Origin of the sequence: Nonomuraea sp. B1E8 (genome assembly GCF_039871515.1) — a bacterium.
Lineage (GTDB): Bacteria > Actinomycetota > Actinomycetes > Streptosporangiales > Streptosporangiaceae > Nonomuraea.
The window spans coordinates 242,995-264,333 of sequence record NZ_JBDPLS010000006.1; the positions used below are offsets into that span (position 1 = coordinate 242,995).

Here is a 21,339-nt window from a genome sequence, read left to right on the forward strand (position 1 = left end):
GGGTCAGTCACTGGACAGGGGTGCCACCCCGCCACACCCGGCGCGGCTGGAGGCCGAAGGACCAGGCGAAGGCGCCCTCGTGGTCGGCGTCCCACTGCACGATGTCGGCCAGCCGGCCCGGGGCCAGCACGCCGCGGTCGGGGGCGCCCAGAACGGTGGCGCCGCCGAGGGTGGCCGCGCGGAGCGCGTCGTTGACGCTCATGCCGAACGCCGACACCGCCATGGCGATGACCAGGGCCATCGAGGTGATGCCGCAGTAGCCGGGGTTGTGGTCGCTGCCGAGCGCGATCTGCACGCCGTGCTTGATCATCTGGCGGACCGGCGGGAGGTGGCCCCGCTGCAGGGCGGTGGCGGGGCAGACGACGGCGGGCACGCCGTAGCGGGACATGATGGCGATGTCCTCGTCGGACATGTGGTGCAGCCCGTCGGCGGAGGCGCAGCCGAGCTCGGCGGCCAGCTGGACGGCGCCGCGGCGGCTGTACTGGCCGGCGTGGATGCGCGGCAGCAGGCCGACGTTGCGGCCGGACGCGAGGACCCAGCGGGACTCCTCGGTGGTGAAGTGGCCGTCGTCGCAGTAGACGTCGACGCTGTCGGCGCCCGCGGCGGCGGCGTCGGCGCACCAGGAGCCGACGGCCTCGACGTATTCGCGCTGCCGGCCGAAGTATTCCGGCGGGACCACGTGCGCCGCGAGGAAGGTGACGTGCACCCGCGGCATCATCGGCTCCTTCTCCAGCTCGCGCAGGAGCCGCACGTCGGCCAGCTCGCCGTCGCGGGTGAGGTGGTAGCCGGTCTTGGCCTCGACGGTGGTGGTGCCGCTGAGCAGCCAGTCGCGCAGCCGCTCGCGCACGCCGTTGCAGAGCGTCCAGGGGTCGGTGCCGCGGGTCACGGTGACGGTGGAGCCCACGCCGCCGCCGGCCGCGGTGATCGACGCGGACGTGGAGCCGCCGGTGCGGATGGCCAGCTCGGCGTAGCGGTTGCCGGCGTAGACCGGGTGGGTGTGGGCGTCGATGAGCCCGGGCGTGACGAGAGCGCCACCCAGGTTTTCGACGTGGTCGACGTCGACGATGTCGTCGACGACTCCGGGCACCGTCTGCGGCAGGTCGGGCGCACGCCCGACCCACGCGATGCGGTCGTTGTGCACGAGGATGGCGGCGTTGCTCAGGACTTCGTTGCCGGTCCAGAGACGGCCGATGTTGGTCAGCAGCCGAACGGTCACCGCATCACCGCCCCGGGAGAGCTTCTGCCCGTTTCCCGGCATGGCCCCAGCGCCCAGCGCACGGCCTGCGCCGCGCCCACTGAGTCCGCTCCGGGTCCGGACGACATGGGGGGTCTCCTGATCTAGTCCGCGTCATGCTGTGCGGTGACCGTATCGCCGGAGACATGATCCGGCGATTTCAGTTCAGTTACGTTATTTCACAGGCTGGGCTGGTGTACAGGCTTATTCGGAAGAAAGACCACTGATCCCATCCGTCACCCAGCCCTGCCTCGTCCCCATGGCCCCCGTTGACGACATCCACACCACTGGTCATCATCCGAAACCTAGAACCCGAACCCAAAATGCAGACCAACGTTAGGCCTGGCCAATGGTAGCAACCCCAGGGTGCGGGGACCACTGCCGCTTTTGGGCAGCTCTGCACGCTTTACGGCGAGAGCTGCCCAACCGCTCCGCGATATACCGGCGCACGCCGGCCGCCCGTGGCTCTAGGAGACGCGCTCGACCGGCTTGCCCACCCGTTCGAGCTCCTGCGACAGGCTCGGCAACACGCGGGCGTGGAGGATCGTGCCGTCCTCGACGTGCTCGACGGAGAGCACCTCGCCCTCCTTGTGAGCGCGCGAGATCAGGTCGCCCCTTTCGTACGGCACCAGCAGGTTGACCTCGTGGTCGAGCCGTGGCAACTCCCGGTCGATGAGCGCCCTGAGCTCGGGGATGCCCGTGCCCGTGCGGGCCGACACCACGATGCTGTCGCGCTCGCGCCGCAGGATCCGGTCGACCACTTCCTGGTCGGCCAGGTCGGCCTTGTTGATCACGACGATCTCGCGGATGCCGGAGGCGCCCTCGATGTCGGCGAGCACCTCTCGCACGGCCGCCAGCTGACCCTCGGGGTCGGGGTGGGAGCCGTCGACGACGTGCAGGATCAGGTCGGCGTCGGCCACCTCTTCCAGCGTGGAACGGAACGCCTCGACGAGCTGGTGCGGCAGGTGCCGGACGAAGCCGACGGTGTCGGCGATCGTGAACAGCCGGCCCTCGGGAGTGCGCGCCCTGCGCACGGTCGGGTCGAGGGTCGCGAACAACGCGTCCTCCACCAGCACGCCCGCACCGGTGACGCGGTTGAGCAGCGAGGACTTGCCGGCGTTGGTGTAGCCGGCGATCGCCACGGCCGGGACCTCGCGCCGCTGCCGCTGGTAGCGCATGGTGTCACGCGAGGTGGACATGCTCCCGATCTGGCGGCGCAGCTTGGCCATCCGCTCGCGGATGCGCCGGCGGTCGAGCTCGATCTTGGTCTCACCCGGGCCGCGGCCGCCGATGCCGACGCCGCCCGCGGCGCGACCGCCGACCTGACGGGACAGGTTGCCACCCCAGCCGCGCAGGCGGGGCAGCAGGTACTGGAGCTGCGCCAGCTCGACCTGGGCCTTGCCCTCACGGCTCTTGGCGTGCTGGGCGAAGATGTCGAGGATCAGCGCGGTGCGGTCGATCACCTTGACCTTGACCGTCTCCTCGAGCTGGCGGAGCTGGCCAGGGGTCAGCTCACCGTCGCAGATCACGGTGTCGGCGGCGGTCGACTCGACCACGTCCCGCAGCTCAAGAGCCTTGCCCGAGCCGATGTAGGTCGCCGGGTCGGGCTTCTGGCGGCGCTGGATCAGGCCGTCGAGCACCTCGGACCCGGCCGTCTCGGCCAGCAGCTTGAGCTCCAGCAGCGAGTTTTCCGCGTCCTCGACGGTGCCGGAGGTCCAGACACCGACCAGGACGACCCGCTCGAGCCGCAGTTTCCGGTATTCGACCTCGGAGACGTCCTGCAACTCGGTGGACAGGCCCGCCACACGGCGCAGTGCCTGGCGCTCCTCGAGGTCCATGTCGCCGGTTTCGTACGCGTCGAGCGTGGAGTATTCGTGCATTCGTGTCATCTCTATGAGGAAACGTCTGGACACCACGGTGTCTTCCCACGATGGTGGCATGACATCCCTGGCGCAATCACCTGGTTATCCCGGCTCCACATCGACGTTGCCCGAACCCGCCGACACCGAGATCTTGTGCGGCGAGGAGCCGTCGTTGTCGACCTTGACGTTCTCGTCGCCGGATCCGATGTCGGTCGTCACCGCGTACGTGCCCGCGGGCACGACGAGCCTCGTGTCGCCAGAGCCGGTCTTGAGCCGCGCGTCGTCCGGGGCGCTGCGGTATTTGAGCTCGATGTTCCCCGACCCCGCCTCGGCGTACACCTTCTTGCCGCCGAGCCCGGCGGCCTCGACGTCGCCGGAGCCGACCTTCACGTCGATCACCCCGGTCAGGTCCCTGAGCGTGATGTTGCCCGAGCCCGCCTCGAGGTCGACGGCCAGCCCCTTGGGAACCTCGACCTTGTAGTCGACGCTGCAGCTGCCGAAGTTCGACGGGCAGTCGTAGGTGACGAACAGCGCCTCTCCCTCGACCTTGTGCTCGGCGGTGGGCTTGTCGTCGCCGCTCCAGCGGAGCGTCTCGGTGACCCGGACGGCGGCGCCGCCGGTCTCAGTGATCACGGTGTCGCCCGCGCCGCTCTCGAGCCGCAGCGTCGTGACCTTCTCCGTCACCTGGTACGACGCCGTTTCCTGCTCGGTGGGGCCGCCGATCTTCGCGAGCCCGCACCCGGTCAGCGCCAATGCGGAGGCCAGCAGCCCGCCCGCGATCGCCATCGTTCTCATGCCTCGCATCCTTTCGCGGCGCGGCGCCCGCCCACATCGGGGATGCCCCGGACGATCCCCCGGGGGAACCCCGTCTTTGACCGGGAAAGAACCATAAGGGTAGCGTCGATTCCATAATCCAGAAGTCATTTTCCACATCGCGAAAAACTGCGGAAAGAGGTCCCATGGAGATCACCGGCCCGATGCTCGACCGGTTCGACGAGATCCTCACGCCGGAGGCGCAGGCGTTCGTGGCGACTCTCCAGCGCGAGTTCGACGCCAGGCGGCTGGAGCTGCTGGAGGCCCGCCGGACACGGCAGGCTGAGTTGTCGGCCGGCGCCATGCTCGACTTCCTGCCGGAGACGAAGGAGATCAGGGAGGGCGACTGGCAGGTCGCCGCCCCGGCGCCCGGCCTCGAGGACCGCCGCGTCGAGATCACCGGCCCCGTCGACAAGAAGATGACCATCAACGCGCTCAACTCCGGCGCGAAGATCTGGCTGGCCGACTTCGAGGACGCCAACTCGCCGCTCTGGGAAAACTGCGTGAGCGGCCACATCAACCTGCGCGACGCGCTCGACCGCACGATCGACTTCGAGTCCGGCGGCAAGACGTACGCGCTGCGTCCCGACGACGAGCTGGCCACGGTCGTGGTGCGGCCGCGCGGATGGCACCTGGACGAGAAGCACGCCCGGGTCGACGGGCGTCCGGTCGCGGCGGCGCTGTTCGACTTCGGCCTCTACTTCTTCCACTGCGCCCAGCGGCAGCTCGACAAGGGCAAGGGCCCGTACTTCTACCTGCCCAAGATCGAGTCGCATCTGGAGGCGCGGCTCTGGAACGACGTGTTCACGCGGGCGCAGGAGCTGCTCGGCATCCCGCACGGCACGATCAGGGCGACCGTGCTCATCGAGACCTATCCGGCGGCGTTCGAGATGGAGGAGATCCTCTACGAGCTGCGCGACCACTCCGCGGGGCTCAACGCCGGCCGCTGGGACTACCTGTTCAGCGTGATCAAGAAGTTCCGCACCAGGGGCAGGGAGTTCCTGCTGCCCGAGCGGAACGCGGTGACGATGACCGCGCCGTTCATGCGCGCGTACACCGAGTTGCTGGTGCGCACCTGCCACAAGCGCGGCGCGCACGCCGTCGGCGGGATGGCGGCGTTCATCCCCTCGCGGCGTGATCCCGAGGTGAACGCGGTGGCGCTGGAGAAGGTGCGGGCCGACAAGACGCGCGAGTCCGGCGACGGGTTCGACGGGTCGTGGGTGGCGCACCCCGACCTGGTGCCGGTCTGCCGCGAGGTGTTCGACGGCGTGCTGGGTTCGCGGCCCAACCAGCTCGACCGGCTGCGCGAGGACGTCAGCGTGTCCGCCGCCGACCTGCTGGCGGTCTCGGAGACGCCGGGCGAGATCACGGAGGCGGGGCTGCGCAACAACGTGGACGTGGGGCTGCGCTACCTCGCCGCCTGGATGGGCGGTCAGGGCGCGGCGGCGATCCACAACCTCATGGAGGACGCCGCCACGGCCGAGATCTCACGTTCGCAGATCTGGCAGTGGATCCACAACGACATCGAGCTCGCCGACACGGGCGCGCGGGTGACGAAGGAGCTGGTCGAGCAGATCATCGCGGAGGAACTGGCGAAGATCGCGCAGGAGCCGGGCTACGACGAAGGGCTGTACGCCCAGGCCACCGTGCTGTTCAAGGAGGTCGCGCTGGACGACGACTTCGCGGAGTTCCTGACTCTTCCGGCTTATGCTCAAATGCCATAGAAAAGGCAGATATCCACAGGAAAAGGGGGATCGGTGATGGAAACGCTGATAGCGGCGCTGCGGTCGCTGCTGCCCCGCGACTCGGTGATCACCGATCCCGTACGCCTGCGCACGTACGAGTGCGACGGCCTGACCTACCACCGGGCGACCCCCGGCGTGGTCGTGCTGCCCGGCACGGCCGAGCAGGTCGCCCGCGTGGTACGCCTGTGCAACGACTTCGGCGTGCCCTTCGTGGCCAGGGGCTCGGGCACCGGCCTGTCGGGGGGCGCGCTCCCCCGCGAGGACGGCGTGCTCATCGTCACCTCGAAGATGCGCGCGATCCTGGAGGTCGACCTCGCCAACCGCAGGGCGGTGGTCGAGCCGGGCGTCACCAACCTGGCCATCACCGAGGCCGTGCGCGACCAGGGCTACTATTACGCCCCCGACCCCTCCAGCCAGCAGATCTGCTCGATCGGCGGCAACGTCGCGGAGAACTCCGGCGGAGCCCACTGCCTGAAGTACGGCTTCACGGTCAACCACGTCGAGGCCTGCGAGATCGTCACCCCCGACGGCGACCTGGTGACGCTCGACCGCATGGACCCCGGTTATGACCTGCTGGGGGCGTTCGTCGGCTCGGAGGGCACGCTCGGCATCGCCACCAAGATCACGGTACGCCTCTGCCGCGCGCCCGAGTCGGTGACCACGGTGCTGGCCGCGTTCGAGAGCATCGAGCAGGGCGGCGAGGCCGTCTCAGCGATCATCGGGGCGGGCATCGTGCCGGCCGCGATCGAGATGATGGACGCGCTGGCCATCGAGGCGGCCGAGGCGGCGGTGGCCTGCGCCTATCCCGAGGGCGCGGGCGCCGTGCTCATCGTGGAGCTCGACGGGCCCGCCGCGGAGGTGGAGCGGCAGTTCGCCCAGCTCCAAGAGATCTGCTCGGGCGCGTTCGAGCTGCGCGTGGCGGCCGATCCCGCCGAGCGGGCGGCGATCTGGAAGGGCCGCAAGTCGGCGTTCGCGGCCGTGGGGCGCATCAGCCCGGCCTACATCGTCCAGGACGGCGTGGTGCCGCGCACGTCGCTGCCCGGCGTGCTGGCCGCCATCGACCGGCTCTCGGCCGAGCACCGGATCAAGGTGGCCAACGTCTTCCACGCGGGCGACGGCAACCTGCACCCGCTGGTGTTGTTCGACGACGCGGAGCCTGGCGCGGGCGAGCGGGCCGAGGTGGTCTCCGGCGCGATCCTCGACCTGTGCATCGAGCACGGCGGCTCGATCACGGGCGAGCACGGGGTCGGGGTCGACAAATCACGTTATATGCCGAGGATGTTCAGCGAGGACGACCTGGACACCATGCAGCTCGTCCGGTGCGCGTTCGACCCGCGGGGCCTGGCCAACCCGGGCAAGGTGTTCCCCACGCCGCGGCTGTGCGGCGAGGTGCCGGGCGTGCGCAAGGGCGTGCACCCGCTGGTCGAGTCGGGGAAGGCGGAGCAGTTCTGATGACCCTGGCGGCGACCGGCGTGACGGTCAGGCGGGCCGGCGAGAAGGACGCCGTGAGCGGCGTGGTCCCGCGCTGGGTGGCCCTTCCCGAGACGGTGGAGGAGATCTCGGCGGTGCTGCGGGCCTGCGCGGAGCAGGACCTCGCGGTGGTGCCCGCGGGCGGCGGCACCAAGCTGCACTGGGGACACCCGCCCGAGCGGTGCGACGTGCTGCTCGACATGTGCTGCATGAACGAGATCATCGAGCACGCGGCGGGCGACCTCGTGGTGCGGGCACAAGCAGGCGTCACCATGGACGCCCTGGCCGCCACGCTCGCGGACAAGGGGCAGGAGCTGGCGCTCGACCCGCCGTTCGCGGAGCACACGACGGTCGGCGGCACGCTCGCCACCGCGACCGCGGGCCCGCGCGCCTTCCGCTACGGCACCGCCCGCGACCTGCTCATCGGCATCACCGTCGTGCTGCCCGACGGCACCGTCGCGAAGTCGGGCGGCAAAGTGGTCAAGAACGTCGCCGGCTACGACCTCGGCAAGCTCTTCACCGGTTCCCGCGGCACGCTCGGCGTCATCGCCGAGGCGACCTTCCGCCTGCACCCGCTGCCCGCGGAGCGGCGCTGGATCGTGACCGGCACGAAGGTCGCCGACCTCGCCGGCGAGACGCTGCGGCGCCTGGCCGCCTCCCAGGCCGAGCCCTCCGCTGTGGACATCGACTGCCTTGACGGCCGGTACGCGACGATCGCGGTGCTGGTGGAGGGGTCGGCCGCCGGCCAGCGGGCGGCGGCCCTGCGCGACGTGCTCGGCGACGGCACGATCACGGCCGAGCCGCCGGACTGGTGGGGGCTGATCCTCACCGACGACGTGCTGCTGGAGGTGCGCTTCCCGCCCGCGCGCACGGTCGAGACGCTGGCCGCGGCAGGCGAGACCGGGTTCTCGTTCCGCGGCTCGCCGGTCACGGGACAGGCCTACCTGGAGCTCTGGGGCGACGTCTCCGAGGAGGAGCTGACGGCCACCGTCGACCGGCTGAGGGCGCGGATCGAGGCGCTGGGCGGGCGGCTGACCGTTCCCGCCTCGCCGTACGAAGGGGTCGACAGGTGGGGGCAGGTGAGCACGTTGCCGTTGATGCGGCGGGTGAAGGAACGGTTCGATCCCGGGCGCAGGATGTCCCCCGGCCGGTTCGTGGGAGGGATCTGACGTGGATCCTGAGCTGATCAACGACTGCGTGCACTGCGGGTTCTGCCTGCCGACGTGCCCGACGTACGCGTTGTGGGGCGAGGAGATGGACTCGCCGCGCGGCCGGATCCACCTGATGAAGCAGCACGTCGAGGGCACGCCCATCACCCCGGAGATGGCCGGGCACTTCGACGCCTGCCTGGGGTGCATGGCGTGCGTCACGGCGTGCCCCTCCGGAGTCCGGTACGACCGGCTGATCGAGCAGACCAGGGCCGTGGTCGAGCGGGAGCACGTACGCGAGCCGGAGGACCGGGCCGTACGCGAGATCGTGTTCAGCCTCTTCCCCTACCCGCGCAGGCTGCGGCTGCTGCGGCCGACGATGTGGCTGGCCGGGCGCATGGCGCCGTTCCTGGCCCGGGTGCACCCCGGCCTCGGCTCCATGGCCGGGCTGGCGCCGCGGGTCGAGCACCGCCAGCGCATGCCGCGCGTCGTCAGGGCCAGGGGAGAGCGCAGGGCCGTGGTCGGCATGCTCACCGGGTGCGTACAGGGAGAGTTCTTCCCCCAGGTCAACGCGGCCACCGCGCGGGTGCTCGCGCTGGAGGGCTGCGACGTGGTCATCCCGCGGGGCCAGGGCTGCTGCGGCGCGCTCAGCGTGCACTCCGGGCGCGCCGAGCAGGCCAGGAGGCTCGCCCGCCGCACGGTCAGGACGTTCGAGAAGGCGGGCGTCGACACCGTCGTGGTGAACGCGGCCGGATGCGGTTCCTCCATGAAGGAATATGCCGAGCTGCTCGGCCGCGAGCCCCGGTTCAAGGTCGCCGACCTGTCCGAATATCTCGCCGAGCTGGGCCCCGTGGCCAAGCGGCACCCGCTGCCGCTCACCGTCGCCTACCACGACGCCTGCCACCTGGCCCACGCCCAGGGCATCCGCGACCAGCCGCGCGAGCTGCTGCGCGGCATTCCCGACCTGGAGCTGCGCGAGATCCCCGAGTCGGCCGTCTGCTGCGGGTCCGCGGGCACGTACAACATCCTGCAGCCGCAGGCCGCCCGCGACCTCGGCGACAGGAAGGCCCGTGCGGTCGGCACGACCGGCGCCGGCCTGCTGGTCTCCGCCAACCCCGGCTGCACCATGCAGATCGCCGCCGCCATGCGGCGTGCCGGCGAGGAGATCAGGGTGGCGCACACGGCCGAGGTGCTCGACGCCTCGCTCCGCGGTGTGCGCCTATGAGCGTCCAGTCGGTCGAGCGGGCGCTCGACGTGCTGGAGGCGCTGGCCGAGCATGGGGGCGAGGCGGGCCTGTCGGAGATCGCCGCCAGGACGGGCCTGCCGTACGGGACCATCCACCGGCTGCTGCAGACGCTGCTCGCGCGCGGCTACGTACGTCAGGAGTCCGACCGCCGGTACGCCCTCGGCGGCGGGCTCGTGCGTCTGGGCGGCATCGCGGAGAGCATGGTCGGGGTGTGGGCGCAGCCGTACCTCGGCAAGATGGTCGAGCTGTCCGGCGAGACCGCCAACCTCGCCGTGCTCGAAGGCGACTTCATCGTCTACGTGGCCCAGGCGCCCTCGCCGCGCAGGTTGCGGATGTTCGCCGAGGTCGGCAGGCGGGTGCTGCCGCACAGCACGGCGGTGGGCAAGGTGCTGCTGGCCGGGCGGCCGGCCTCCGAGGCGGTCGCCGTGTTCGAGCGCACCGGCATGCCGCGGCGCACCCCCAACACGATCACTGAGCTGACCGCCATGCTCGCCGAGCTCCAACGGGTCAGGTCGTGCGGCTACGCCATGGACCTGGGCGAGGAGGAGCTGGGCGTGCACTGCCTGGCCGTGCCCGTCTGGGACGGCGACCGGGTGGTGGCCGCGATGTCGGTGTCGGGCCCCGCGGAACGCATCGACGGGCTCGACCGCGACGAGCTGGCGGAGGGCATGCGTAAGATCGCGCTCGACTTCGGGAACGAGCTCAGCCCGGTGGCCGGCGGCAGTTGAGTAGTCAATTACCTTGCCGGGCCTCCTGACGTGCGGGAACGCGGCGAATCCCCCTCACCGGCCACGAAGATCCCCGTGAGAAGCTCCGTGCGGCGAAGTATGCTGTTGCGGTATGAGCAACACCGCGACCGTGCAATCAGTAGATCGGGCCATCGCCATCCTGGAAATCCTCGCCCGTGAGGGTTCGACCCGAGTGACGGACCTCGCGACGGAGCTCGACGTGCACAAGTCCACGGCGTTCCGGTTACTCGCCGCTCTCGAGCAGGGCGGCCTGGTGGAGCAGAGCAGCGACCGCGGCCGCTACCAGCTCGGATTCGGCGTGGTGCGGCTGGCCGGCGCGGCCACGGCCCAGCTCGATCTGTCGCGTGAGGGCAGAGACGTGTGCCTGCGCCTGGCCGAGGAGATCGGCGAGACCGTCAACATCGCGGTCCCGCAGGACGGCGACGCGGTCAACCTCACCCAGATCCGCGGCCCCGCCGCCATCAGCGGGCACAACTGGGTCGGGCAGAGCACCCCCGCTCACGCCAGTTCCAGCGGCAAGGTGCTGCTGGCCTTCGGCGCCCTGCGCATGCCCGACGAGCTCGACCACTACACCCCCAGGACGATCACCTCCGAGGACGAGTTGGAGCTCGACGCCATCAGGGAGCGCGGCTGGGCCGCGGCCGTGGAGGAGCTCGAGGTCGGGCTCAACGCCGTCGCCGCGCCGATCAGGGGCAACGACGGCTCCGTCGTGGCCGCCGTCAGCGTCTCCGCCCCCTCCTATCGGCTGACGCCTGACCGGCTGCCCGAGGTGGGCGAGCTGCTGGTGGAGGGCGCGCGGGAGATAAGCCAGCGCATGGGCTATTACCGTTGAGGCATGTGCAGAAGCATCAAGACCCTGCGTCCCCCTTACACCGAGAGCGTGACCGAGGAGGACGTACGCGCGGCGGCGCTGCAGTACGTCAGGAAGATCTCCGGCTTCCGAGCACCCGCCGCGCACAACGCGGAGGCGTTCGACCGGGCCGTCGAGACCATCACCAGGGCGTCCGAGGAGCTGCTGGGGGCGTTGCAGGTGCGCGGGAGCCGCTGACCGGGCAGGCTACGACGTGGGGCGGGCGACGGGCCGGCCGCCCCACGCAGGTGATCGCGAGCTCGATCTCGTCGCCCTCTTCCGGCTCGAACTCGACCTTGGTCTCCCGGGCGGGCCCCGGCTCGACGCCGTCCACGTTTCCTAGTGTTGCGGGCGAAGTCCTGCGATGAGGAGGGCGACCATCCGCCGCGCGTCGTAACGGGGGTCGTTGTCGGCGCCGATGCAGAGGTTGCCGACGCCGCGCATGAGCTCTAGGGCGTTGACGTCCGTACGGATCTCACCGGCGGTAGCCGCCGCGTCGAGCAGCCGGGTGCAGACGGGCACGAGGCGGTCCAGGAAGTACGCGTGCAGCGCGTCGAAGCCGGCGTTGTCCGACTGCAGCACGGCGGCGAGCCCGTGCTTGGTGACCAGGAAGTCGACGAACTGGTCGATCCATCGTCGCAACGCGTCGTAGGGACTGGCCGCGCTCTCCAGCAGAGCGGGGCCGGCCTCGGCGCAGGCCTCCACCTGGTGCCGGTAGACGGCGATGATGAGGTCGGCCCTGGTCGGGAAGTGGCGGTAGATCGTGGCCACCCCGACTCCCGCTCTGGCCGCGATGTCGCGCACCGGCGCCTCGACGCCCGAGGTCACGAAGACGGCCGCGGCGGCGTCGAGCAGCGTCCTCTCGTTGCGCCGGGCATCGGCCCGCTTGCGGGGCGCCGCACGCCCCGCCGCTCCGTCGTTCACCGCGCCGTTTCCCTCCATGCCGGACTTGCAAAACGGAACGACGATCCGTATCGTAGCTGGAACCAGATTCCGTTTATCCCATGATGCCAGAGCGCCGCCCGGACGGCCAAGCCGCGTATCTGCCCCAGCGCCTCGACCGAGACCGACCGGCATGCGCAAATGGGACCGACCGCGACGAACGGCTCCAGCACGCACCGAAAGCGCGTTCCGTTTACTCCTCGGCGGCGTGCCCGTCAGCACGGCCGCTCACGAAGGGAGCAGTGCCTCAATGCCGCACACCACCCGGCCCCGCTTCGGGATCATGACCGCCCCCTCGCAGGTCGACTACCGCGACGTCCTGGAGGTCTGGCAGGAGGCGGACACGATCCCGGAGATCGAACACGCGTGGTTGTTCGACCACCTCCTGCCCATCTTCGGCGACCCCCGCGGGCCGATCTACGAAGGCTGGACCCTGCTGTCCGCCCTCGCCGCGCAGACCCGGCGGCTGCGGCTCGGCGTGATGGTGACCAGCAACCGCATCCGCCCGCCCGCGCTCCTGGCCAAGATCGCCGCGACCGTCGACGTCATCTCCGGCGGACGGCTCGACTTCGGCATCGGCGTCGGCTCACGACCCGACTGGCCCCTGGCCCGCCGCGAGTACGAAGCCCACGGCCTGCCCTTCCACGACACCGCCCACGCCCTGGGCAGCCTCGCGGAAGCCTGCACGGTGATCCGGCGGGTGTGGACCGAGAAGGAACCGTTCGACTTCCACGGCACGTACGTGCAGGTCACCGGAGCGTACGGCAGCCCCAAGCCCGTCCAGCGCCCCCATCCGCCGATCCTCATCGGCGGGCGCTCCTCCGCGACGCTGCGCGTGGTCGCCCAGCACGCCGACCTGTGGAACATCCCCGGCGGCGACATCGCCGACGTCGTCAGCCGCAGCGCGCTGCTCGACCGCTACTGCACGGAGCTCGGCCGCGACCCCGCCTCCATCGTCCGCTCCATCCACCTGCCCGTCTCCTACGACCAGCCCGGCATCACCCGCGACACGATCGGCGAAGCGATCGGCGCCGGCTTCACGCACATCGTCCTCGGGTTGTCGGCGCCCTACCCCGACAACGTCGCGCGGTGGGTCACCGACGAACTCATCACCAAGAATCGCCAGAAAGAAGGATCACTCTCATGACGGAATCAGACCTCGCGGCAGGCTCCCCCGCTCCGGTCGTCTCGGTGAAGCCGGTCGTCCTGCCCGCCCCGGGACGCGGAGAGGACCTCCAGATCCACGTGTCCGCCCCGGTGACCGGCACCGGCCTGCCCGTCATCGTGTTCTCGCACGGCTTCGGCCAGTCCATGAACGGCTACGCCCCGCTGGCGGACCACTGGGCCGCTCACGGGTTCGTGGTCCTGCGGCCCACCCACCTCGACTCGCGGACGCTCGGCCTCGCGCCCGAGGACCCCCGTACGCCGGAAATCTGGCGTTTCCGCATCGAGGACCTCAAGCGCGCCCTCGACGGGCTCGACCTCCTCGAAGCCGCCGTACCGGGCCTCGGCGGACGCCTCGACCGCGGCCGCATCGCCGTGTCGGGTCACTCCTGGGGAGCCCAGAGCGCGAGCACGCTGCTGGGCGCGCGCGTCCTCGGCTCCGACGGCCTTCCCGGGGAGGGCATGTCCGACCCCCGCGTCAAGGCGGGTGTGCTGCTCGCCCTTACGGGCCTCGGCGACGACCTCACCCCGTTCGCCGCCGAGCACTTCCCCTTCATGAGGCCGTACTTCGGCGACATGACCACCCCCGCGCTCATCGTCGCGGGGGACGAGGACCGGTCCGCGCTGTCCACCCGCGGCCCCGACTGGTTCACCGACCCCTACGTCCACAGTCCCGGGAGCAAGAGCCTGCTCACGTTGTCGGGGGCCGAGCATTCGCTCGGGGGCATCTCCGGGTACGAGTCCGCCGAGACGACCGACGAGCACCCTGCCCGCGTCGCCCTGATCCAGCGGCTCACCACCGCCTACCTGCGCGGCGCCCTCTGCTCCGAGGACGCCGGCTGGAAGGCGGCGCTGGACGAGGACCTCGGCCCGCTGGGGAGCCTGCGGAGCAAGTAGGCGTGCCGCGTCCGTCGTCGCGCCGGTGGTCGTGCTGAGCGTGCTCCGCGGCGAGCTGGTGCCAGATCAGGCGGGCGGAGGGGTGTTCTTGCGCTGGTTGGCAATGAAGCGCGCCTTCTTCTGACGATTGCCACACGTGTTCATGTCACACCATTTGCGGGTGCGACTTTGACTGGTGTCGAAGAAGGCGGCCTGGCAGGTCGGCGATGCGCACAAGGCCAGTTTTCCGTCTCGCTCGCCTGCGATGATGCTGATCGCGTCGGCGGCGATCACGCTGAGGGCATCTTCCACGTGGGAAGCCGGGCTGAGCCGCCATCGCCGCTTACCCTCGGGCGTCAGGACAGCCGCGGCCCGACCCTGAACGCTGCGGTCATTGATGACGTGGACGGCGGACGCAGGGAGAGCGTCCTGGATCGCGGCCGCTGTAGCGGCGGCGTGAATCGACTCCCTCAGTTCCCGAGCGAGGTGGAGCTGGGCCGTGGTGCAGGAGCCGACGGCGAGGCCGTTCACTGCCAGCCAGTCGATGAGCCGCTGCGGCGTGGGAATGCGCTCCACGGCCTTGCCATGACGCTCCGACAGAGTCCCCGTGAAGCTGGTCGCCAGCACGTTGCCGAGACGGAAGGCAGGGAACCCAGCAGGCATAGAACCACCTTAGCAGGTTGCACGCTGCGTGAAGGCATGTTAGAACCGTCTTAGCCGGTTCGCATCCGTTCGCGCCGGTTCCGCGATGGCCAGGAGGTCTCATGCCCCGCCCGACCAGCGACGTGCAAGCATGTGAAGCCCACGCAACCGACGCCGACCTCGACGATCTGCGCGCGCGACTGGCCGCGGCCCGGCTACCGGAAGCCGAGACGGTCTATCGCGCCGCGCCCGACCCTCGCCGATGGGAACAGGGCGTTCCCCTCGCCGACCTCGTCGACGTCGTGGACTACTGGCGCACCGGGTACGACTGGCGGTCGTTCGAAGAGCGCCTCAACCGGATCGGCCAGTTCCGCACGACCATTGATGACCTCGGCATCCACTTCCTGCACCGCCGGTCCGCGCGCGCAGACGCCACTGCTCTGATCTTGACGCACGGCTGGCCGGGCAGCGTTGCCGAGTTCATCGATGTAGTGGACGAGCTGGCAGATCCGAAAGATGCGGACGCGCCGGCGTTCCACGTCGTGGTCCCGTCGCTACCAGGCTTCGGTTACAGCGACAAGCCGGCCACCACCGGGTGGGGAACCGAAAAGATCGCGGCCGCATGGGTGGAGCTGATGGGAAGGCTCGGCTACAGCACGTTCCTGGCCCACGGCGGCGACTGGGGAGGGAACATCACCACGGTTCTCGGCGGCAGGTTCCCGGCGCACGTTCTCGGCATCCACACAACGTTCGCGGAGGCGCCGCCCGGGTTGACCACGGACGGGCTGACGGCGGTCGAGCGCAGGTGGACCGAGGAAACCCGCGATTTCTGGCGTCACCGCGCGGCGTACGCGAAGCAGCAGGCGACCCGACCGCAGACCATCGGCTACTCGCTCGTCGACTCACCGGTCGGGCTTCTTGCCTGGATCCTTGACAAGTTCGCCGAGTGGACCGACACCGAAGACAGCCCGTTCGAGACGATGTCCAGAGACCGCGTCCTTGACAACGTCACCCTGTACTGGCTGACGCGGACCGGCGCATCGTCGGCCCGCATCTACTACGAAAGCCACAACTCGCTCGATCCCGAACTTCGGGTCGACGTCCCGTCAGCGATCAGTATCTATCCCCGCGACATCGAGAAGTATCCGCGCCCGTGGGCGCAGGAGCGGTACCGGCAGATCGTCCGATGGAGGTCGCCTGAGAAGGGGGGACATTTCCCGTCGCTGGAGGTTCCCGAATACTTCGTCAAGGACCTGCGAGAAGGCCTCGCGGCAGTGCTGGCCGCCAATCGGTGAACGCGGCCCGGCGAACCGGAATCTCGACACTCAGAACCAGGAGCGATGACAGCATGTGACCATGCGTCCACCCCGAGCGAGATCTTTCAACACCGCGGGCCCGTGCGACCCCCAGCGGCACTACATGCTGCCGCCCACACCTCGGCTTCCCGAGGCGCGAGCGTTGATCGACATGGACCGCTACTTCGTGGTCCACGCGCCCCGGCAGACCGGCAAGACCACCGCGCTGCGCACTCTGGCGTCCGAGTTGACGGCCGAAGGGGATGTCGCGGCCCTGGTGTTCTCCTGCGAGCGCGCCAAGGTGGCCCGCGACGACGTGGGCTGGGGAGAGTCGATGCTGCTGGATTCGATCCGCGCGGCCGCCGAGCGGTCGGGCTGGCCGGACGAACTGCTCCCGCCGGACCCCTGGCCGCAGGCCACGCCGGGCAGCCGCATCGATGTCGCGCTGAGCGAGTGGTGCCGTCGCAGCCCTCGCCGGGTGGTGCTGTTCTTCGACGAGATCGACGCCCTGCAGGGCGACAGCCTGATCAGCTTCCTCTGCCAGCTCCGTGACGGTCACAACGCCCGGCCCGATGGGCACCCGTTCCCCACGTCCGTGATCCTGTGCGGGCTACGCGACGTCCGTGACTACAAGACCGCTGTGGGTGCCGACCCGAGCCGATGCGGTCCCACCAGCCCGTTCAACATCGTCACCAAGTCGCTGCGCCTGGGCGACTTCACCGCCGACCAGATCGCCGAGCTGTACGGCCAGCACACGCGGGCCACCGGCCAGGAGTTCACCAAGGACGCGGTGGACCGGGTGTTCGAGCTGACCCAAGGACAACCGTGGCTGGTCAACGCCCTCGCCCACGAGATCACCTTCGAAATGGGGGTGACCGGCACCATCACCGCCGACCGGGTGGACGAGGCCAAGGAGCGGCTGATCCGGGCGCGCGCCACCCACCTGGACGCCCTCGTGGCGCGCCTGTACGAACCACGGGTGGAACGAGTGATCGAACCGATCGTGGCGGGAACGTGGCCGGGCACGGACACGTCTTTCGACGATGACGTCTCCTACGTTCACGATCTTGGCCTCATCCGGGGGCCCAGGGACCTGGTGATCGCCAATCCGATCTACCGGGAGGTCCTGCTGCGGGTCCTGGGCGATCGTACGGAGCGGTTCGTCAAGGCCGACCCGCGCAGCTTCGTCCTGCCGGATGGCCGGTTCGACCTGGAGCGCCTGCTGCGGGAGTTCGTCGTGTTCTGGCGCGAGCACGGTGAAGTCCTCATCCAGCAGGAGGGCTACCACGAGGCCGCCTGCCAGATCATCCTCATGGCCTTCCTGCACCGCCTGGTCAACGGCGGCGGCCACCTCGACCACGAATACGCCGCCGGCACCAGACGCCTCGACGTCCTGATCCGCTGGCCCTACCCGGGTCCGGACGGCGAACGACGGATGCAACGGGAGGCCATGGAGCTGAAGGTGTGGCGCGCCGGCAAGGACGACCCGCTGCCCGACGGCCTCGCCCAGCTCGACGGGTATCTCGACCGGCTCAGCCTCACCACCGGCAGGCTGGTGATCTTCGACCGGCGTCCTGAGGCCCTGCCGTGGAAGGATCGCGGCTCCTTCGAACAGGCGACCACACCGTCCGGCCGCCACATCACCGTTCTCCGGGGATAGCGCGCATCGCACAGACGGTGGGCATCGCGGCCGTGGATCGCCCGTACCGCATACCCCGGTCCTACCGCACCGAGCGCTATCCGTCACGACCCGAAGACTCTACGCATTCCACCTGTGTACACCCCTCTCCAACACGCTCGAAGAGCCGCCTGTGCCGAGGACTGAAACAGGCCGTCCTCGGCACAGGCGTTGTGCTTGCCGAGGACGGGAGGGAGTCTTCGTCAGCAGGCGAATTTGTGAGAACTCGCGCGGTTGTCACCGATAGGTTCGTCCTTCAGTACGCCAATTTTCTCTCCCGGCGCGATGGCCATCCTCGTGCCCCCGTGATCTACATGCTGGTAAAGGTAGACGACGCACTTCGTTCGGTTCCAGATACCACTTGCCTCGTTGTCTATACCATCGTCGGTATTGGGCCATTCATTATTGTTGTAGTCGTAGTCATTCCCGACCCAGTCGAGCGTTCCGCCATCGTTGTACTTGTTGAAGTGCTCGTTCTCGTAGAGGCAGAACTCACCCTTCTCGCACTTTCCGTTTCCCGCCTTGCGCATGGCACTCTCTGCGGAGGCGCTTTCTGCAACGGAAGGGACGATTGCGGCGGCTACGAAGATCATCAGCGCGAACTTCCGTAGGTTGCGGTACATTTTGAGTCTCCTATCTGATCCATGGGATTGACATTGGCCCGGGCGTTATCACCGAACCATTTTCTAACACTTGAACCGATGCATCTCGAGGGCTTCTGACTTTCGGGAAGCTCAGCCTTTCCAGTCGGCACCGAGGAACTGAATCCGCTACTTCTTTGCACACGGCAGCATCCCCAATCCTTCCCTCGCGGCCCGGCATGACCAGGCCAACCCCGCGGCAATCAGCACCCAGAAGCTGATCTGGACCTACGCGACGGGATAGCGGCCAGGTTTGAATCGTATGCTCTTTCGCGTGTGAAAAGGACCGGTCATCGAGCGCGCCGATGACGGCAGCCCTTTCCAGGCCACGGCCTACCTCTAAGTTGAGGGCCCGGCTCTCTCTGCGCAAGGGAAGCGCAGAATGGTGGCGCTCTGCACGTAAAGGCGCTCATGTCATGGGCGGCACCGGAGCGCGGCAAGGGGAGCCGACTTTCATAATAACAGTTCCTTGCTATGTCGTCAGTGTGTTGTGCCTGCGATCCGCAAATATCCATGGCTTATGCTGCGGCAGCATGGCATGCTCTTCCATCTCTCGGCCAGAGACCTGGAAGAGGTGCGATCACGACCACAATCGGGTCGTGTACTTTCACGCCGAATACTTCGCCCACTCGCCGCTCAGCGCAGCGAGAACCATGGCCGAGACGATTCATGCAGCGCAGACGATAACAAATGGATTCTCCTCCGGCGTCATTCTTTTTGATGCGCAGAATGTCGAGCGCCGCACTATTTTTACGAGTACTTTGCGGGATGTCAAACGGAAAGTAGGAAAATGGAAGCGATGGAGAGCGAGTGCGTAGATTGTGTGGAGGCTGTGCTACACAGGTTGAATGCGTCAGGTCTTCGGGTCGTGACGGATAGTGCTCGCGCGGTACGACCGGGATATGCGATACGGGGCAAAGGGTCGGGTACACGCCCGCCGAGCAGGAACGGCGAGAGCGTGTGCGGCTGCAAGCGGCCGAGTGGTTCGAGGCTGGCGAGTCGATCAAGACGGTCGCCGCACGGTTACGGGTGCACGAGCGCCTACGCTCCTGAGCTGAACCCGTCGAGGGTGTCTGGTCCCTACTTCGCCGGGCCCTGGCCAACTTTCGCCGTCGCCGATCTACCCGGACCCGTCCGATCGTCAAACGCAAGCTGAAGAAGATCCAGTACCGGCCGCATCCGCTTGCCGGCAGCCTGGCCCAGACCGGGCTCAGCCTCGACACCCCGGCAAAGACGTGACCGACCCTACGAGTTCAGTCTGTGTACTCGCCCACGGCTACCCAAGAACCAGGCTGCTGGAGATGTTGAACACGCCGGCGGTTCGTACGGTACGCATCGTCAAGACCTGGGCGGGCAGGTGATCGGGGCGCACGTCGAAAATGGGGGTCACGAACGATCCCGAACGTCGGCGCGTTGCGGGGTGAGTGCACGGGCCCCGTACACTCACGCCGGTCACCCGTGGTTCAGCGGGTCATCTTCATCACGATCGGCCGGTGGTCGGAGGCCGTGGCGGAAAGCACGGAGCCGCTCGTCGTGGTGACGCCCCTGGTGTAGATGTAGTCGATGCGCGCGTTGCCGAGCGTGGGCTCGTTGGCGTACTTGGCGCCTGTGTCGACCCACCCGGCGCTCCTGAACCGCTTCGAGAGCGCGTCCGCTGGCTTGGCGTTGAAGTCGCCGGTGAGGATGATGCCCGACCTGGAGCCGAAGTAGGAGCGCACCTTGTCGGCCTGGGCCTCGCGGCGGGCCACCGACGGCGGTGTCAGGCCGGGTGACAGGTGGGTGGTGAACACCCGGACGGTCTTGCCGCCGCCGAGGTTGAGCTTGACCCCGGCCATGGAACGGTTGACCGGGCATCTGGCGAAGTTCGTGAGGGGGATCGTCACCCGTTCGGCGATCGTGAACTTGGACAGGATCGTGTTGCCCGCCTTGCCGGACTGCGGTTCGTCGCACTTGCCGGGGTTGTCGCCGGCGCCGAAGTGGGCGTTCCTGCTGATGTGCCAGCCGAGCGCGTCGGCGAGTTGCCGCACCTGGTCGGCGCCGGGTTTGCGGTGGATCTCCTGGAGGGTGACGATGTTGGCGCCGCTCTTGCGGATCACGGAGGCGATGGCCTGCATGTCGGCGCTCTCGCCGTGGATGTTCCAGTCGAGCACGACGAGGCTGACCGCCCTGGCGTGCGCGGGTGCCACGGTGGTCGCGGTGGCGAGCACGGTGAGCGCTGTCATCACTTGAATCCGTCTGGTCACACGCATGCTCACGGATCTTACGCACATCATGACTCTGCGTACAGGGTCAGCAGCCGTCGAGGACGGTCTCCATGGCCTCCTTCTCCGCCTTGGTCACCCAGACGTCGTACTTGGCCTTCACGTCGATCTGCCGGCTGACATAGGCGCACCGGTACGCCTTGCGCGGCGGCAACCAGGTGGCGGCGTCGGAGTCGCTCTTCTGCCCGTTCAGCGGACCGTCGACGGCCAGCAGGTTGAGCGGGTCGTTGGCGAACTCCTTGCGCTTGTCCTTCGACCACTGCTGCGCGCCCTTCTGCCAGGCGTCCGACAGCGGCACCAGGTGGTCGATCTGGACTTTCGAGCTGGTGTCCTGGCCGCGCTCGAACTCGATGGTCTTGCCGCTGAACGGGTCGTCGAGCGTGCCGGTCAGGACGACGCAGTCGTGGGTGCCGGGCTTGAAGGTCTCGCCCTCCAGGTCGCGTTTGAGGATGTCGTTACGGGTGTCGCAGCCGTTGTGGTCGACGTCGGACCAGGCGGGGCCGAACTCGTCGCGGTCGAAGCCGGTCTTCGGGGCGCGGCCCTTGACGTCGAGCTCCGCCAGCTTGTCGCGGGCCTCCGACACCGAGACGGAGTCGGGCTTCTCGACGTCCCCGCCCGCCGACTGCACGGTCAGCCCGCCGCAGCCGGCCAGCATCCCCGACATGGCCAGACCGGCCACAAGTTCCCGAACCCGCACCGCACACCCCTAAGACCTTGTTTTCG

At 68.8% G+C, this 21,339-nt stretch carries 20 protein-coding genes; 12 read left to right on the plus strand and 8 right to left on the minus strand.

Going from position 1 to position 21,339, the window contains the following annotated elements:
* Positions 1–7: 7 nt before the first annotated feature.
* The 3 genes from hutI to ABGA98_RS21800 form a co-directional block, all read right to left on the minus strand.
* The gene (gene hutI / locus ABGA98_RS21790; RefSeq protein ID WP_347620203.1) at positions 8–1,216 is read right to left on the minus strand and encodes an imidazolonepropionase; all 1,209 of its coding nucleotides are present in this window, start codon (positions 1,214–1,216) and stop codon (positions 8–10) included.
* A gap of 485 nt (positions 1,217–1,701) precedes the next feature.
* A complete protein-coding gene (gene hflX, locus ABGA98_RS21795) occupies positions 1,702–3,114 on the minus strand; it encodes a GTPase HflX (protein WP_347620459.1) in 1,413 nt (470 codons plus the stop codon).
* Positions 3,115–3,198: 84 nt separating this feature from the next.
* Complete coding sequence (locus ABGA98_RS21800; RefSeq protein ID WP_347620204.1) at positions 3,199–3,891, minus strand: DUF4097 family beta strand repeat-containing protein; 693 nt, start codon at positions 3,889–3,891, stop codon at positions 3,199–3,201.
* A gap of 164 nt (positions 3,892–4,055) precedes the next feature.
* Between ABGA98_RS21800 and aceB the strand changes: the two genes are divergently transcribed.
* From aceB to ABGA98_RS21835, 7 genes are all read left to right on the plus strand, one after another.
* The gene (aceB, locus tag ABGA98_RS21805) at positions 4,056–5,633 is read left to right on the plus strand and encodes a malate synthase A (RefSeq protein ID WP_347620205.1); all 1,578 of its coding nucleotides are present in this window, start codon (positions 4,056–4,058) and stop codon (positions 5,631–5,633) included.
* Between the two features lie 36 nt (positions 5,634–5,669).
* On the plus strand, positions 5,670–7,106 hold the full coding sequence (locus ABGA98_RS21810) for an FAD-linked oxidase C-terminal domain-containing protein (RefSeq protein WP_347620206.1): 1,437 nt from the start codon (positions 5,670–5,672) through the stop codon (positions 7,104–7,106).
* Positions 7,106–8,293 carry an FAD-binding oxidoreductase gene (locus ABGA98_RS21815; protein ID WP_347620207.1) on the plus strand — a complete coding sequence of 396 codons (1,188 nt, stop codon included), beginning with the start codon at positions 7,106–7,108 and terminating at the stop codon, positions 8,291–8,293. Before ABGA98_RS21810 ends, ABGA98_RS21815 begins: the two co-directional genes overlap by 1 nt.
* Position 8,294: 1 nt before the next feature.
* Entirely contained in the window at positions 8,295–9,497 is a 1,203-nt protein-coding gene (locus ABGA98_RS21820; protein ID WP_347620208.1) for a heterodisulfide reductase-related iron-sulfur binding cluster, read from the plus strand.
* On the plus strand, positions 9,494–10,246 hold the full coding sequence (locus ABGA98_RS21825; protein WP_347620209.1) for an IclR family transcriptional regulator: 753 nt from the start codon (positions 9,494–9,496) through the stop codon (positions 10,244–10,246). Before ABGA98_RS21820 ends, ABGA98_RS21825 begins: the two co-directional genes overlap by 4 nt.
* Before the next feature lie 112 nt (positions 10,247–10,358).
* Complete coding sequence (locus tag ABGA98_RS21830) at positions 10,359–11,099, plus strand: IclR family transcriptional regulator (protein WP_347620210.1); 741 nt, start codon at positions 10,359–10,361, stop codon at positions 11,097–11,099.
* A gap of 3 nt (positions 11,100–11,102) precedes the next feature.
* Positions 11,103–11,315, plus strand: coding sequence for a DUF2277 domain-containing protein (locus ABGA98_RS21835; protein WP_132596886.1), 213 nt, complete (start codon positions 11,103–11,105; stop codon positions 11,313–11,315).
* Between the two features lie 141 nt (positions 11,316–11,456).
* Here ABGA98_RS21835 and ABGA98_RS21840 read toward each other — a convergent pair whose 3' ends face one another.
* Positions 11,457–12,041: a helix-turn-helix domain-containing protein gene (locus ABGA98_RS21840; protein WP_347620211.1), complete on the minus strand. Its 585-nt coding sequence runs from the start codon at positions 12,039–12,041 to the stop codon at positions 11,457–11,459.
* Between the two features lie 268 nt (positions 12,042–12,309).
* On the opposite strand from ABGA98_RS21840, the gene ABGA98_RS21845 reads away from it, so the two are divergent.
* Together ABGA98_RS21845 and ABGA98_RS21850 are read left to right on the plus strand one after the other, a co-directional pair.
* Positions 12,310–13,206 (plus strand): LLM class flavin-dependent oxidoreductase, encoded by an 897-nt coding sequence (locus ABGA98_RS21845; protein ID WP_347620212.1) that lies wholly within the window; start codon positions 12,310–12,312, stop codon positions 13,204–13,206.
* Positions 13,203–14,120, plus strand: a complete 918-nt coding sequence (locus ABGA98_RS21850) for a chlorophyllase (protein WP_347620213.1) — start codon at positions 13,203–13,205, stop codon at positions 14,118–14,120. Before ABGA98_RS21845 ends, ABGA98_RS21850 begins: the two co-directional genes overlap by 4 nt.
* A 66-nt stretch (positions 14,121–14,186) precedes the next feature.
* On the opposite strand, the gene ABGA98_RS21855 is transcribed toward ABGA98_RS21850, so the two are convergent.
* On the minus strand, positions 14,187–14,762 hold the full coding sequence (locus ABGA98_RS21855; protein ID WP_347620214.1) for a CGNR zinc finger domain-containing protein: 576 nt from the start codon (positions 14,760–14,762) through the stop codon (positions 14,187–14,189).
* A 101-nt stretch (positions 14,763–14,863) separates the two neighbouring features.
* On the opposite strand from ABGA98_RS21855, the gene ABGA98_RS21860 reads away from it, so the two are divergent.
* Together ABGA98_RS21860 and ABGA98_RS21865 are read left to right on the plus strand one after the other, a co-directional pair.
* Complete coding sequence (locus tag ABGA98_RS21860; protein WP_347620215.1) at positions 14,864–16,036, plus strand: epoxide hydrolase; 1,173 nt, start codon at positions 14,864–14,866, stop codon at positions 16,034–16,036.
* 61 nt (positions 16,037–16,097) lie between these two features.
* Positions 16,098–17,696: an AAA family ATPase gene (locus ABGA98_RS21865; RefSeq protein WP_347620216.1), complete on the plus strand. Its 1,599-nt coding sequence runs from the start codon at positions 16,098–16,100 to the stop codon at positions 17,694–17,696.
* A 221-nt stretch (positions 17,697–17,917) separates the two neighbouring features.
* Here the strand turns inward: ABGA98_RS21865 and ABGA98_RS21870 are convergent, their stop codons facing one another.
* The gene (locus tag ABGA98_RS21870; RefSeq protein ID WP_347620217.1) at positions 17,918–18,337 is read right to left on the minus strand and encodes a peptidase inhibitor family I36 protein; all 420 of its coding nucleotides are present in this window, start codon (positions 18,335–18,337) and stop codon (positions 17,918–17,920) included.
* 617 nt (positions 18,338–18,954) lie between these two features.
* On the opposite strand from ABGA98_RS21870, the gene ABGA98_RS21875 reads away from it, so the two are divergent.
* A complete protein-coding gene (locus tag ABGA98_RS21875) occupies positions 18,955–19,173 on the plus strand; it encodes a hypothetical protein (RefSeq protein WP_347620218.1) in 219 nt (72 codons plus the stop codon).
* A 645-nt stretch (positions 19,174–19,818) separates the two neighbouring features.
* Here the strand turns inward: ABGA98_RS21875 and ABGA98_RS21880 are convergent.
* A complete protein-coding gene (locus tag ABGA98_RS21880; protein ID WP_347620219.1) occupies positions 19,819–20,577 on the minus strand; it encodes an endonuclease/exonuclease/phosphatase family protein in 759 nt (252 codons plus the stop codon).
* A gap of 67 nt (positions 20,578–20,644) precedes the next feature.
* Entirely contained in the window at positions 20,645–21,313 is a 669-nt protein-coding gene (locus ABGA98_RS21885; protein WP_347620220.1) for an HNH endonuclease family protein, read from the minus strand.
* Between the last annotated feature and the right edge of the window lie 26 nt (positions 21,314–21,339).

What these genes read in the sequence shown, in the direction of transcription:
- hflX (WP_347620459.1), bottom strand. Translation starts at nt 3,114, where the DNA reads ATGCACGAATACTCCACGCTCGACGCGTACGAAACCGGCGACATGGAC.
- ABGA98_RS21800 (WP_347620204.1), bottom strand. Translation starts at nt 3,891, where the DNA reads ATGAGAACGATGGCGATCGCGGGCGGGCTGCTGGCCTCCGCATTGGCG.
- aceB (WP_347620205.1), top strand. Translation starts at nt 4,056, where the DNA reads ATGGAGATCACCGGCCCGATGCTCGACCGGTTCGACGAGATCCTCACG.
- ABGA98_RS21810 (WP_347620206.1), top strand. Translation starts at nt 5,670, where the DNA reads ATGGAAACGCTGATAGCGGCGCTGCGGTCGCTGCTGCCCCGCGACTCG.
- ABGA98_RS21815 (WP_347620207.1), top strand. Translation starts at nt 7,106, where the DNA reads ATGACCCTGGCGGCGACCGGCGTGACGGTCAGGCGGGCCGGCGAGAAG.
- ABGA98_RS21825 (WP_347620209.1), top strand. Translation starts at nt 9,494, where the DNA reads ATGAGCGTCCAGTCGGTCGAGCGGGCGCTCGACGTGCTGGAGGCGCTG.
- ABGA98_RS21830 (WP_347620210.1), top strand. Translation starts at nt 10,359, where the DNA reads ATGAGCAACACCGCGACCGTGCAATCAGTAGATCGGGCCATCGCCATC.
- ABGA98_RS21835 (WP_132596886.1), top strand. Translation starts at nt 11,103, where the DNA reads ATGTGCAGAAGCATCAAGACCCTGCGTCCCCCTTACACCGAGAGCGTG.
- ABGA98_RS21845 (WP_347620212.1), top strand. Translation starts at nt 12,310, where the DNA reads ATGCCGCACACCACCCGGCCCCGCTTCGGGATCATGACCGCCCCCTCG.
- ABGA98_RS21850 (WP_347620213.1), top strand. Translation starts at nt 13,203, where the DNA reads ATGACGGAATCAGACCTCGCGGCAGGCTCCCCCGCTCCGGTCGTCTCG.
- ABGA98_RS21855 (WP_347620214.1), bottom strand. Translation starts at nt 14,762, where the DNA reads ATGCCTGCTGGGTTCCCTGCCTTCCGTCTCGGCAACGTGCTGGCGACC.
- ABGA98_RS21860 (WP_347620215.1), top strand. Translation starts at nt 14,864, where the DNA reads ATGCCCCGCCCGACCAGCGACGTGCAAGCATGTGAAGCCCACGCAACC.
- ABGA98_RS21865 (WP_347620216.1), top strand. Translation starts at nt 16,098, where the DNA reads ATGCGTCCACCCCGAGCGAGATCTTTCAACACCGCGGGCCCGTGCGAC.
- ABGA98_RS21870 (WP_347620217.1), bottom strand. Translation starts at nt 18,337, where the DNA reads ATGTACCGCAACCTACGGAAGTTCGCGCTGATGATCTTCGTAGCCGCC.
- ABGA98_RS21880 (WP_347620219.1), bottom strand. Translation starts at nt 20,577, where the DNA reads ATGACAGCGCTCACCGTGCTCGCCACCGCGACCACCGTGGCACCCGCG.